At 62.2% G+C, this 12,910-nt stretch carries 13 protein-coding genes; 2 read left to right on the forward strand and 11 right to left on the reverse strand.

Annotation, left to right across the window (positions count from 1 at the left end; translation table 11 throughout):
* Positions 1–10: 10 nt before the first annotated feature.
* From O987_RS19205 to O987_RS19215, 3 genes are all read right to left on the reverse strand, one after another.
* Positions 11–409: a YkvA family protein gene (locus tag O987_RS19205; RefSeq protein WP_043374104.1), complete on the reverse strand. Its 399-nt coding sequence runs from the start codon at positions 407–409 to the stop codon at positions 11–13.
* 122 nt (positions 410–531) lie between these two features.
* The gene (locus O987_RS19210) at positions 532–1,152 is read right to left on the reverse strand and encodes a sugar O-acetyltransferase (RefSeq protein ID WP_051962215.1); all 621 of its coding nucleotides are present in this window, start codon (positions 1,150–1,152) and stop codon (positions 532–534) included.
* 136 nt (positions 1,153–1,288) lie between these two features.
* Positions 1,289–1,996, reverse strand: coding sequence for a class I SAM-dependent methyltransferase (locus O987_RS19215; RefSeq protein ID WP_200879623.1), 708 nt, complete (start codon positions 1,994–1,996; stop codon positions 1,289–1,291).
* 321 nt (positions 1,997–2,317) lie between these two features.
* Here O987_RS19215 and bfr point away from each other — a divergent pair, with 321 nt between their 5' ends.
* Positions 2,318–2,782 (forward strand): bacterioferritin, encoded by a 465-nt coding sequence (gene bfr, locus O987_RS19220; protein ID WP_003053228.1) that lies wholly within the window; start codon positions 2,318–2,320, stop codon positions 2,780–2,782.
* Positions 2,783–2,904: 122 nt separating this feature from the next.
* Here bfr and O987_RS19225 read toward each other — a convergent pair whose 3' ends face one another.
* The 3 genes from O987_RS19225 to O987_RS19235 form a co-directional block, all read right to left on the reverse strand.
* On the reverse strand, positions 2,905–3,924 hold the full coding sequence (locus tag O987_RS19225) for a cytochrome-c peroxidase (RefSeq protein ID WP_003053227.1): 1,020 nt from the start codon (positions 3,922–3,924) through the stop codon (positions 2,905–2,907).
* Between the two features lie 270 nt (positions 3,925–4,194).
* Positions 4,195–4,875, reverse strand: coding sequence for a 7-cyano-7-deazaguanine/7-aminomethyl-7-deazaguanine transporter (locus tag O987_RS19230; RefSeq protein WP_003053226.1), 681 nt, complete (start codon positions 4,873–4,875; stop codon positions 4,195–4,197).
* Between the two features lie 248 nt (positions 4,876–5,123).
* Entirely contained in the window at positions 5,124–5,546 is a 423-nt protein-coding gene (locus O987_RS19235; protein ID WP_043374106.1) for a hypothetical protein, read from the reverse strand.
* Between the two features lie 140 nt (positions 5,547–5,686).
* On the opposite strand from O987_RS19235, the gene O987_RS19240 reads away from it, so the two are divergent.
* Positions 5,687–6,547 carry a helix-turn-helix domain-containing protein gene (locus tag O987_RS19240; RefSeq protein WP_172671693.1) on the forward strand — a complete coding sequence of 287 codons (861 nt, stop codon included), beginning with the start codon at positions 5,687–5,689 and terminating at the stop codon, positions 6,545–6,547.
* Positions 6,548–6,629: 82 nt separating this feature from the next.
* Here the strand turns inward: O987_RS19240 and acnB are convergent, their stop codons facing one another.
* The 5 genes from acnB to O987_RS19265 all read right to left on the reverse strand — a co-directional run bounded on the left by acnB (position 6,630) and on the right by O987_RS19265 (position 12,731).
* Positions 6,630–9,215 carry a bifunctional aconitate hydratase 2/2-methylisocitrate dehydratase gene (gene acnB / locus O987_RS19245; protein WP_003053223.1) on the reverse strand — a complete coding sequence of 862 codons (2,586 nt, stop codon included), beginning with the start codon at positions 9,213–9,215 and terminating at the stop codon, positions 6,630–6,632.
* A gap of 97 nt (positions 9,216–9,312) precedes the next feature.
* Positions 9,313–9,870 (reverse strand): hypothetical protein, encoded by a 558-nt coding sequence (locus O987_RS19250; RefSeq protein WP_003053222.1) that lies wholly within the window; start codon positions 9,868–9,870, stop codon positions 9,313–9,315.
* A 31-nt stretch (positions 9,871–9,901) separates the two neighbouring features.
* Positions 9,902–10,906: an HpcH/HpaI aldolase/citrate lyase family protein gene (locus tag O987_RS19255; RefSeq protein WP_043374111.1), complete on the reverse strand. Its 1,005-nt coding sequence runs from the start codon at positions 10,904–10,906 to the stop codon at positions 9,902–9,904.
* The gene (tam, locus tag O987_RS19260) at positions 10,903–11,727 is read right to left on the reverse strand and encodes a trans-aconitate 2-methyltransferase (protein WP_043374113.1); all 825 of its coding nucleotides are present in this window, start codon (positions 11,725–11,727) and stop codon (positions 10,903–10,905) included. The genes O987_RS19255 and tam overlap by 4 nt, the downstream gene beginning before the upstream one ends.
* 14 nt (positions 11,728–11,741) lie before the next feature.
* The gene (locus O987_RS19265; protein WP_003053219.1) at positions 11,742–12,731 is read right to left on the reverse strand and encodes a malate dehydrogenase; all 990 of its coding nucleotides are present in this window, start codon (positions 12,729–12,731) and stop codon (positions 11,742–11,744) included.
* Positions 12,732–12,910 lie beyond the last annotated feature (179 nt).

The following is a 12,910-nucleotide window of genomic DNA, read 5'->3' on the forward strand; positions in this document are numbered from 1 at the left end:
ATGCAGTCCTTCATGAGCGAACCTCGGGAGTCAGGCAGTACCAGGCTGCGATCCCCAGGGCCATCCAGAGCACGATGATCATGATGGCTCCAGAGCGGCTTCCGGGCCTGGCCCCGTTGTCAGCCATCCATGCGTCGGCTTGAACACGGCATTCGGCGAGAACCGATGTCGGCAACAGCTTGACCGTGAGCCAGATCAGCCCCGGTAGCAGCAGAGCATCGTCCACGAATCCGAGAACGGGGATGAAGTCCGGTATCAGATCAATCGGACTGAGCGCATAGGCAACCACAAACAGGCCCAGGGCCTTTGCGAACCAAGGCGTCGCGGGGTGCTTTCCTGCGAACCAGAGCGTCACCCCGTCGCGCTTGATTCGCTTTGCCCAAGCCTTCAGGCTGTCTCTGATATTCATTGGAAATCCTGGCCAAGAGCCCGGATTTTCTCATTATTTCAAATAACGACCGCCAGCCGCCAGTACTGGGCCAACTCGACCATCTCCAGCCGCCAGCGCCAGCGATCGCAGGCACGTATCACCTAGAAGGCCTGGCCAGAATGCGGGGCCGCGTTGACAAAGCCCGTCTTGTCCTTTGGGGAAATGACCCGAAGAACCTTGCAGGGAACGCCTGCGGCAACAACCCCTGCAGGAATATCGGAGGTCAGCACACTGCCCGACCCGATGATGGAGTCGTCGCCGATCGTCACGCCGGGATTGATATGCACGCCAGCACCTATCCACACGCGGTTGCCGATCCTCACGGGCTTGGCGAAGCAGCCGCCCGCCGCACGCTCGGCCGGATCGATGGCATGGTTGGAGGTGTAGATGCCAACACGTGGGGCCAGCAGAACATCGTTGCCGATGAAGATTCCTCCGCCATCCAGCATGATGCAATCGAAGTTGGCATAGAAGTTATTGCCAATGTGGATGTTCCGGCCAAACTCGCAACGAAAGCGGGGTTCGAAGTGCACGTTCTGGCCTACGGAGCCCAGCAGGCGGCGAAGTATCGCCTCACGCACGGGCGCTGGTTCCGAAAAGGAGTCGTTGTACTCGTTGCTCAGCAGCACCGCATGCTGACGCGCGCCCACCAGCTCCGGCGTCAGATCGTTGTACATCTTTCCGGTGCGAATGTGATCGAGCTGGATTTCGAGATTGGACATGAGGGCAGGCTTTGCAAAGTCGACAACCTTACCCCATTGCTGATGCCGTGGACGGCTTGGGACGGCTCGCGTTGCCAGGAGCCTGGCAATGGGCAGACGACCTCGGGCGGAAGCTGCCTGCTTTCCAAGCAGGTTCCTATTGCGCCTTGAAGGTGATCCATGCACTCCAGAACAGGCTTGAGAAAAAGCGCAGCGGATTGACGAAGCCCGCGTTGGCCAGCATCGTTTCCACCGCGGCCTCGGAAAGCGGCGGCACGGCTCCGTGGCGGATTTTGCCCAGCTTTGCGACGACCTCCGCCTCATCGGCACCGGCCATGCGCCAGCGTGAAGCCCAGGCTTCAAGGAACAGCGGCTGGGATTCGTAGGGGCACCGGTTGCAGGCCAGGATCAGCGGCCCGCCCGGTTTCAAGCGGCGGCCGAGCTCTCGCAAGAGCGCGTCCTTGCGATCCTGCTCGGGAATGTGATGCAGGACTCCGACCAGGGTTGCAGCATCGAAGCCATCGCCATCGGGAAGCTCCTCGACCGTACCGTGGAAGACTGCGGTGCGTCCGGACAGGCCTGCGGCCTCGATACCTGTCATCGCCTGATCGAGCATTGCGACAGCCGGATCGGCGGCCACAAAGGTCCAGGCCGGCTCCAGTTTTGCGGCGCACAGGATTTCCTGACCGGTTCCCCCGGCTCCCGCGACAAGAACCGACTTTGCATCGTGGCCCAGGTGGGCCGAAAGCAGGCAGGCGGCAAGCTCGTGGCAGGCGTCGTAGCCGGCAAGGGCAATACGACTTTGCGTTGCATATTCAATGGATCTGGAGAGATCAAACTTGGCGCTGGCGCTTGTGGAAGTCATGTCGGCCATTGTGGGGAGTGTGCACTGGCGCCAGAAGCACTCCTTTGCGCAGGCCATCGTCTGCTTTGGCGGCATATTGAAAATGCAGGTCTGGCCTTCTCGTCGGTGACCCGGGGCGGAGATCACGCACAAGGGCTTGCGGGAAAAAGGGGCCTGCAGCCGCGCAGCGATCTGCATGCCTGCACGGTGCCAGCAATGCGAATGCATCTGCTTACAGCCCGCATCCAGAGCGCTTGCGCTCGGGAATTGATAGCTGACTTTGATTCCCGAAGCTGGTCGCGGGATACTTCAGGCTTCGCAAATTCACCGAGAACAACAAATATGCAAGGCCATCCCGACGTCGTCGACTACCTCAAGGACCTGCTGCGCGGCGAGCTCGCAGCGCGCGACCAGTACTTCGCCCACTCGCGCATCTATGAAGACCAGGGCTTTGCCAAGCTGTTCACGCGTCTGGACCATGAGATGCAGGAGGAAACCCAGCACGCCGATGCGCTGCTGCGCCGCATCCTGATGCTGGGCGGCCGCCCCGACATGCGCCCCAAGGAATTCACGCCTGGCGAAACCGTGCCCGAGATGCTGCGCAAGGATCTGGACACCGAATACGAGGTCCGCGCCGGCCTGCAGCAAGGCGTGGCGCTGTGCGAGCAGCACCGCGACTATGTGAGCCGCGACATCCTGCTGACCCAGTTGCACGATACCGAGGAAGACCACGCCTACTGGCTGGAAAAGCAGTTGGGTCTGATCGACAAGATCGGTCTGCAGAACTATCTGCAGAGCCAGACCTGAGCCTCTGCGGCGCAGTGCGGAGAAAGACAAAGGCCGTCCTTGAAGACGGCCTTTTTCATGGGCAGGAGACGAACTCGGCGGCCATCACCATCGCCGCCCATGACGGGCGGCGGCAAGTTGGCTCACTCGAAGGGCTGGGGCCGCTTGGTGGCATCGCTGGAAGGCGGCAGTATGGGCAGCACCAGCTTGGGCTGCTCGCCGGTCAGCGTCTTCAGGAACGCGACGATGTCGGCGTTCTCGCTCTTGCTGAACTTCTTGCCCAACTGGATGCGGCCCATGGTGTCCACTGCCTGCGCCAGGGTGTCAGCCGCACCGTCGTGGAAGTAGGGATAGGTCAGCTCCACATTGCGCAGCGTCGGAACCTTGAAGCTGAAGCGCTCCGCATCGTTGCCCGTGACGGCAGCGCGCCCTTCTGCCGGATTGTCGGTCTTGTAGGGTTCGACCAGACCCATCTTCTGGAACGAGGCCCCGCCAAAGTTCACGCCGTTGTGGCAGGCCACGCAACCCGAGTTCTTGAACAGCTGATAGCCGCGCAGCTCCTGGGCGCTGATGGCTTTCGTATCGCCCTCAAGCCATCGGTCGAAGCGCGCATGGGGCGTGACCAGCGTTTCCTCGAAGGCCGCAATCGCCGCTGTCACTTCCTCTATGGTCAGCTTGTTGCTGCCGAACACGCTCTTGAATTCGGCCACATATTGCGGAATGGAGCGCAGCATGTCCACGGCCAGATCGTGCGTGAAGGCCATTTCGCCGGGGTTGGCGATAGGGCCGCCCGCCTGCTCGCGCAGGTTCCTGGCACGCCCGTCCCAGAACTGGGCAAGGTTCAGACTGGAGTTGAGCACCGTCGGCGAATTGATGGGGCCTTTTTGCCATTTGTCGCCGATCGAGGTCTTGAGATTGTCCGAACCGCCCATGCTCAGGTTGTGGCATGAGTTGCAGGAGATGAAGCCGGAGCGGGACAACCGCGGATCGAAGAAGAGCTTCTTGCCGAGTTCGACCTTGGCGGGCTCCGTGACACTGTGCGCCTTGATGGGCTGCACGGGTTCCTGAGCCGATGCGAGAGCGGCGGCCATCATGGCGGCAGCGGATACGGCACCCAGCACGAATCTCCTGAAGTGCTGGCTGGAGGTGGGCTTGTTTTTCATCGGGAACTCCTTTTCTTGCGCAGCCTGCTGAGGAACGCGATACCGCTGAGCCCTCAGCACCGGCACATCACAGACATGCACCAATGCCGGCTGCATGGTTATTCTTAAGGAGTACCCCTATTGACTCGTTGACCAAACACAAGATCCGGGTCCAAGTGGCAACGGATAGGTCAACCCCGGTTGGGTCGAGACTCTTGCGGGGCGCAAGATGCGGCCCTGTGTCAAACAGGGCGATGGACAGCCGACCAAGGCCGACTGCCCGCAGCCCGCTCAGCGCATCGCCGCTGCGGGTGCGACCTGCACCTTCATGCTTCGCACGATGGCCGCCAGCACCACGCCATAGGCGGGAACAAACAGCAGCAGGCTCACGCCCAGCTTGATGACATAGTCGACCATGGCGATTTCCACCCAGTTGGCCGCCATGAAGGCATCGGAGCTATTCCAGAAGGCGATGGAGAAAAAGGCCGCGGTGTCCAGCACCTGGCCGAACACCGACGCGGCCGCCGGAGCCAGCCACCAGGAATGGCTTTTCTGGCGGATGCGGTCGAAGACCTGAATATCCAGCAACTGACCCAGCACATAGGCAGCAAAGCTGGCCAGTGCGATGCGGAACACAAAGCCGTTGAAGCTTTGCAGCGCCTCCCAGCCATTGAAGCGGCCCTCGTGGAACAGCACGCCCACCACATAGGACACCACCAGCGCGGGCAGCATGGCACGCATGATGACGCGCCGTGCCGCGGTCTTGCCGATCAGGCGTACCGTCAGGTCGGTGGCCAGAAAGATGAAGGGGAAGCTGAAGGCGCCCCAGGTGCTGTGAAAGCCCAGCAGCGTGATGGGCAGTTGTACCAGGTAGTTGCTGGCGATGACCAGCGCGATATGGAACGCGACGAGAACGGAGAGGTAAAACGGCACGCGCGACGCTTGCGTCTGCACGGCATGAGCGGATGTCATGACAGTCCTTTTTGGTCGATGGGGGCGAGGGAACCCATGGTTGCGAAGAGTACGCCAGCGCGGCGCAACCGTGAATTTTACGCGGTACGGAATTATCTCTGCCTCCCTCGGCCCGCTTATCCGCCCGGACACATGGCGGATATAAGAAAAATCATAGCTTGTAGCGCCTGCCAATCCATGTTTTCAACACCGAATCAGCCTACATTCAATAGATGGCAGTCGCTAGGCGCTATCCTTTTCTGTATCACTCAAAGCGCGAGCTGCGCCTCCTGCCGGGCCTGATGGCGCGTGGCACGCAGCCCTGCCCACTGCAGATCGGCCAGGACCAGCACCACGACCGCCTGCGCCGCCACCCAGGCCAGACCCCAGGCACTGAGCGCCAGGCCGGAGCCAAAGACCAGGACCGCGCAGCCCAGTGCCCAGCCCAGATTGCCGAGAGCCACCAGACCGATCAGCGTGCGCGGCAGGGGCCGGCGACGCGCCATCCAGGCAGCGGCCGATGCATAGGCCAGCAAGAAAAGGCCTGTTGCCGTCAGCAGCAAGGCTGGCAGGCCTGTCAGATCTGCCAGCGGCTGCGTGACAACCAGTTGCAGCGCGCCCGTGGCGGCGCAGGAGGCCGCATCGGCCCACATCACATGGCGCAGAAACCGTGGAGAAGCAAAAATGGACATGGAAGACTCCTGTTCTGAAAGCAAGTTCTTGCGGCCGGCCCTGTGCCGGCTGCTGGGGTCCATGATTGCCAGCCGCGCGCACAGCGTCGATAACCTCGCAGGTCATGGCCGCATATGCGGCCTGCCACTACGATGCGACCATGACTTCCAGCACCGCCCCCTCTTCTTCTCATGCCGCTCACCTGCCGCCCGGCGCGCGCGCGCCGTTCGGCGAACACCTGCGCCACTGGCGCCAGCACCGTCGGCTGAGCCAGCAAGGGCTGGCACTGGAGGCCGAGATCTCGACACGCCACCTGAGCTATGTGGAAACAGGGCGCGCCCAGCCCAGCCGCGAGATGGTGCTGCGCCTGGCCGAGCGCCTGTCGGTGCCGCTGCGCGAGCGCAATGCATTGCTGGTGGCGGCGGGCTTTGCCCCCATGTACCAGGCCCGCCCGCTGGACCATCCCGATCTGGCCGCCGCGCGCCAGGCCGTAGAGCTGGTGCTCAAGGGCCACGAGCCCAGCCCGGCGCTGGCCGTGGACAGACACTGGAACCTGGTGGCCGCCAATGCCGTCGTGCCGCTGCTGCTGGACGGCGTGGCGCCCTGGCTGCTGGAGCCGCCCGTGAATGTGCTGCGCCTGAGCCTGCACCCCGAGGGACTGGGGCCTCGTCTGGCCAATGCCGGCCAATGGCGTACCCATCTGCTGCATCGCCTGCAGCAGCAGATATCGGCCTCTGCGGACGGCGAGCTGCAGGCGCTTCATGACGAGATTGCGGCCTACCCGTTCGCAGCCCATGGCGCGCCAGCCACCAGCGCTGTTGCCAGCACGGTCGCCAGCCATATCGCCGTGCCTTTCGAGCTGCACACCGATCTGGGCACTCTGAGCTTCATCAGCACCATCACCATCTTCGGCACGCCCGTGGACGTGACACTGCAGGAGCTGGCCGTCGAATCGTTCTTTCCCGCAAATGCCGAGACACAGCAGGCGCTGCGACGGTTGCAGGCCCGGCGCACGGCCTGAAAAGCAAAAAGCCCGCAGGACTTGCATCCTGCGGGCTTCGGGGCCGGGCCCTTGAGGGCCCTGTCATGTGGCGCCTGAGCGCTTAGATCTTGGCCGCCACTTCAGCGTACTCGGCGATTTCGTTGAAGTTCATGTAGCGGTAGACGGAGGCCTTGTCGGCATCGATCACGCCCATTTCCTTCAGGTACTCTTCCTTGGAAGGCAGGTAGCCCAGACGAGAGGCAATCGCGGCCAGTTCGGCCGAGCCCAGATACACGTTGGTGTTCTTGCCCAGACGGTTGGGGAAGTTACGAGTGGAAGTCGAGATGACAGTCGCACCTTCACGCACTTGAGCCTGGTTACCCATGCACAGCGAGCAGCCGGGCATTTCGGTACGTGCACCAGCAGTACCGAAGGCAGAGTAGTGACCTTCCTTGATCAGCTCGTCCTGGTCCATCTTGGTGGGAGGAGCCACCCACAGCTTGACGGGGATGTCACGCTGGCCGCCCAGCAGCTTGGCTGCAGCGCGGAAGTGACCGATGTTGGTCATGCAGGAACCGATGAAGGCTTCGTCGATCTTGGCGCCGGCCACGTCGGACAGGGTCTTGGCATCATCAGGATCGTTCGGGCAGCAAACGATGGGTTCCTTGATGTCGGACATGTCGATTTCGATGACGTGAGCGTACTCAGCGTTCTTGTCGGCTTCCAGCAGGTCGGGCTTGGCCAGCCAGGCTTCGACCTTTTCGATACGGCGCTGCAGAGTCTTGGCGTCGGCGTAACCGTCAGCGATCATGTTCTTCATCAGAACGATGTTCGATGTCAGGTATTCCTTGATGGGCTCAGGGTTCAGCTTAATCGTGCAACCAGCGGCAGAGCGCTCGGCGGAAGCGTCAGACAGCTCAAACGCTTGTTCGACCTTCAGATCTGGCAGGCCTTCGATTTCCAGGATGCGACCCGAGAACTCGTTGATCTTGCCGGCCTTGGCCACAGTCAGCAGACCTTGCTTGATACCGTACAGAGGAATTGCGTGCACCAGATCGCGCAGGGTCACGCCAGGCTGCATCTCGCCCTTGAAGCGCACCAGCACGGATTCGGGCATGTCCAGAGGCATCACGCCGGTAGCGGCGCCGAAGGCCACCAGACCGGAGCCTGCGGGAAAGGAGATGCCGATGGGGAAACGGGTGTGCGAGTCGCCACCGGTACCCACGGTGTCGGGCAGCAGCAGACGGTTGAGCCAGCTGTGGATCACGCCGTCACCAGGACGCAGGGCCACGCCGCCGCGGTTGCTGATGAAGTTGGGCAGTTCGCGGTGGGTCTTCACGTCCACGGGCTTGGGATAAGCCGCTGTGTGGCAGAAGGACTGCATCACCATATCGGCGGAGAAGCCCAGGCAGGCCAGATCCTTGAGCTCGTCGCGGGTCATGGGGCCGGTGGTGTCCTGCGAACCGACGGTGGTCATGCGAGGTTCGCAGTAAGTACCGGGGCGCACGCCCTGGCCTTCGGGCAGACCGCAGGCGCGGCCGACCATCTTCTGAGCCAGCGTGAAGCCAGCGTTAGAAGCAGCAGGAGCCTGGGGCAGGCGGAACTCGGTGGATGCGGGCAGACCCAGGGCTTCGCGAGCCTTGGCGGTCAGCGAACGGCCGATGATCAGGTTGATACGGCCGCCGGCTTGCACTTCGTCCAGCAGCACGTCGGACTTGAGCTGGAACTCAGCCACAGTTTCGCCGTTCTTGACGATCTTGCCGGCGTAGGGCAGCACGTCGATCACGTCGCCCATTTCCAGCTTGGAAACATCGACTTCGATGGGCAGAGCGCCGGAGTCTTCCTGCGTGTTGAAGAAGATGGGAGCGATCTTGCCGCCCAGCGTCACGCCGCCAAAGCGCTTGTTGGGAACAAAGGGAATGTCCACGCCCGTGCCCCAGATGATGGAGTTGGTGGCGGACTTGCGCGAAGAACCGGTACCGACCACGTCACCCACGTAGGCAACCAGGTGGCCCTTCTTCTTCAGGTCTTCGATGAACTGCATGGGGCCGCGCTTGCCGTCTTCTTCGGGCTTGAACGCCGCGTCGGGACGCGTGTTCTTGAGCATGGCCAGGTAGTGCAGAGGAATGTCGGGACGGCTCCAGGCATCGGGAGCGGGCGACAGATCGTCGGTGTTGGTCTCGCCAGGCACCTTGAAGACGGTGACGGTGATCTTTTCCTCGACCTTGGGACGCGAAGTGAACCACTCGGCATCGGCCCAGCTTTGCATCACTTCCTTGGCCTTGGCATTGCCGGCCTTGGCCTTGTCGGCCACGTCGTTGAAGAAGTCGAACATCAGCAGTGTCTTCTTCAGCGCATCGGCAGCCACACCAGCCACTTCGGCATCGTCCAGCAGCTCGATCAGGGGGTGCACGTTGTAGCCACCCACCATGGTGCCCAGCAGCTCGGTGGCCTTGGCCTTGGAGATGAGACCCACCTTCAGGTCGCCGTGAGCCACGGCAGCCAGGAAGGAAGCCTTGACCTTGGCTGCATCATCCACGCCGGGCGGCACGCGATGGGTCAGCAGATCCATCAGGAACGCGTCTTCACCAGCGGGTGGGTTCTTGATCAGCTCGATCAGCTCGGCGACCTGCTTGGCATCCAGAGGCAGCGGGGGGATGCCCAATGCGGCGCGTTCTGCCACATGGTCACGGTAGGCTTTCAACATGGGTTCTCTCCAATGGTTTTTTAAAAAAGGCTGCGCGTGGAGCGCGAATTACAGGGCTGGCGCATGTGCGATACGCCAGCCCTCAGCCTCGCCAGACTTATTTGCTGTCCAGCAGGCTGGGAGGTGGGTTCTTGCGGATCGCTTCGGCCACTTGCTGCTGCTCGGGGCTCATGCATTCATCCGCAAGACGCTGACCGGCCTTCTGGTTCATCAGCATGGACTTGTTGGCGATCTGCAGCCACACGGCGCCGGCCGCCTTGTCTTCCAGGCGCACCGTGCCCGTGGAAGTCTTGACGGGAGCCATGTGGTACTTGAAGCCGCGGCCGTCCACGATGAAGTAACCGGGGTTGGCGGTGTCGGCGTTCACATTCACATAGGCACCGAGCTCGCAGGCAATGCGGCCCTTGTGCACGCGCTCGGCCACGGCCAGCTCTTCCGTGCCCAGGGCTGCGGAAGCCGGGCCGGCGGCCACGGCAGCAGCACCCGCGCCAGCGGCAGCCGCAGCGGCGGCCTTGCCCTTGGCGGGAGCCTTCTTGACAGCGGGAGCCTTCTTGGCAGCGGCAGTCTTGGCCTTGGGAGCGGTTTGTGCCACGGCGGAGTGGCTGATTGCGACCAGGGGAGCGGCAATCATCAAAGTGGCGATCAGGGTCTTCATAGGATTTAGCTCCTGCAGACTTGTTATGAGTTCAATGGGTTGGAGCCAGGGCAAACCAGGGTTGAACCTCAACCGGCAAGACCTGCCCCGTCTGGTGAGCGCGCTCCAGCAACTGCCAGAAATAGCGGTAGCTCGCGCGGTCGTGTAGTACACCACCAAAACTGATGGGCGCCCAATTCTGCACCGCTGCAGAGGTAAGTATTTGTGCCGCCTGCCTGACTTCATCCTCGGCAGGAGAAAAAGCACGCAGGATCGGTCGAATCTGGTCGGGATGAATGCTCCACATGCGTGTGTAGCCAAGCTCCCGCGAGGCTTTTTGCGCGCAAGCCTGCAAAGCTTCAGGATTCTTGAATTCGGTGACCACGCAGTGCGACGGCACCTTGCCGTGGGCATGGCAGGCCGCCGCAATCTCGAGCTTGGCGCGCACCACCAGCGGATGCTCGAACTGGCCCTGGGCTGTCATGGCGGAGGCCGGAATCGCGCCGCCATGGGCCGAGACAAAGTCCATCAGGCCGAAGGAGATGCTCTGCACGGCCGGGTGGGCCGCAATGTCGAAGGCCTGCTGCACGGCAGCGGGCGACTCTATCAGGACATGCAGCGGCACAGGCTTGTCTGTCGCACGCTGCAGGGCTGCTTGGGCCTTGATGACGTCATCCACCGATTCCACCTTGGGAATCATGATGTGGCAGAGCCGGCCTGCGGCTGCACCGGCGATGATGTCCATGTCGGCCTGGAAATGTGCATGGTCCACCGCATGCACCCGGGCTGCCACGCGTGCGCCTGCAGCGGCGCCGTTGGCCAGCTCGACGACCAGACGTGCATGCTCGGCCTCCTGGCCGACGGGAGCGCCATCCTCGCAGTCCAGCGTCACGTCGAACACGCAGGTGCCGAACTCCTGCATCATCTCGGCCTGCAGCTGCAGGCTTTTGCGCATGCGTGCTTCCACGCCGCTGTAGTGGTCGCAGATCGGCAGACGCTGAGCGCCACCCTGAGCGTCAAGCAGCACGGTGGCGGGATGAACCAGTTCTTTCGTCATGACTTGCGCTGAGCCACCATGAAAAGTCGGGGGAAAGCCAGCAGACGCTTGCCGTCGGCTCGCTCCGGATAAGCCGCATCGATGCGGTTTTGATACTCGCTCAGATACTCGGCCTGCAGCTCCTGGGGCAAACCTTCCACGAAAGGCTTGAGGCCCGTGCTGCTGAGCCACTGCACAATCGCTGCAGCCGAGTCCATGGGATGCTGGTAGATGGTGTGCCACACATCGACGCTCGCAGCCTCTTTGGCGGGAGCCGCCGGCTGGGGCGCCGCCAGCAGGTCGTAATAGACCCCTATGGGCAAAATCTCGGTACGCACCTTGCTCGCATTCCCGATATGCGCCGCAAACCGGGGCAGCTGCGCGACTTCGCGCATGTTTCGGTGCGAGGGTTCCTGACGGTTGTCAGGCATCTGCACTGCCAGCACGCCACCGGGCGCCAGCAGCGAAAACAGACGGGGAATCAGGCTCTCATGCCCGCCCACCCACTGGATGGAGGCATTCGCATAAATCAGATCAGGCGCTGGCTCACCTTCAGCAGGTGCCCAGGAGGCAATGTCACCGGCCTCGAACCTTGCCTGCGGCAACTGCTTGCGTGCAGTCTCCAGCATGGCTTCGGAATTGTCGACACCGAGCACATCGGCGCCGGGAAAACGCTCCACCAGAAGCTCGGTGGAGTTGCCCGGCCCGCAGCCCAGATCCACGATGTGGAGGCTGCGAGCGGGTGAATGCAAGCTGGAAGGTACTCTTGCCAGCAGTTCTGCCGCAGGGCGGGTGCGCTCATTGGCAAAGCGCAGATACAGCGCAGGGTTCCAGTCTTGCATAGGCTTTGCGCTGATTACAGCAGGTGCTTGACGCCGTCTTGCTCGCCTTGCAGCTCAGCCAGAGTCTTGTTGATGCACTCTTGCGAGAAGGCATCGATTTCCAGACCTTCGACGATCTTGTATTCGCCGTCAGCCGTGGTGGTCACGGGGAAACCGAACACGATACCGGCGGGGATGCCGTACTCGCCGTTGGAAGGCACGCCCATGGTGACCCATTCGCCGTTGGAGCCCAGGGCCCAGTCACGCATGTGGTCGATGGCAGCGTTGGCAGCCGAAGCAGCCGACGACAGACCGCGAGCAGCGATGATGGCGGCGCCACGCTTGCCCACGGTGGGCAGGAACACGTTGGCATTCCATTCCTGGTCGTTGATGGCTTCCTTCACGGACTTGCCGTCCACGGTGGCGAAGCGGTAGTCGGCGTACATGGTGGGCGAGTGGTTGCCCCACACGGTCAGCTTCCTGATGTCGCCAACCTTGAAGCCGCCCTTGGCAGCCAGCTGGGAAGCAGCGCGGTTGTGGTCCAGGCGCAGCATGGCGGTGAAGTTCTTGGCGGGCAGATCGGGAGCCGACTTCATGGCGATGTAGGCATTGGTGTTGGCGGGGTTGCCCACCACCAGAACCTTGACATTGCGCGAAGCCACGGCGTTCAGAGCCTTGCCCTGGGCGGTGAAGATCTGGGCGTTGGCAGCCAGCAGGTCAGCACGTTCCATGCCGGGGCCACGAGGACGGGCGCCCACCAGCAGAGCGTAGTCGGTGTCCTTGAAGGCGGTCATGGGATCGGCGTGGGCTTCGATGCCGGCCAGCAGGGGGAAGGCGCAGTCTTCCAGCTCCATGATCACGCCCTTCAGAGCGTTTTGAGCCTTTTCGTCGGGGATTTCCAGCAGTTGCAGAATAACGGGCTGATCTTTACCCAGCATTTCGCCGGAGGCGATGCGGAACAACAGGGCGTAACCGATTTGGCCAGCTGCGCCGGTAACGGCGACACGGACGGGCTTCTTGCTCATGGTGAAACTCCAAGATTGGAAAAAAGTGAGATGTTATGGGCGCCAGGCGGCACCAGCGTAACCACCAGTAGCGCAAGCTCCGCAAACATGCGGCAAGTGTACTGCCGAAATCAAAGCCCGGTCAATTTGTCTTATGTCTTATATAAGATATGATCTTCACTTAGCGACCAGAGTCAAAT

The sequence above is a fragment of the Comamonas testosteroni TK102 genome (assembly GCF_000739375.1).
Lineage (GTDB): Bacteria > Pseudomonadota > Gammaproteobacteria > Burkholderiales > Burkholderiaceae_C > Comamonas > Comamonas brasiliensis.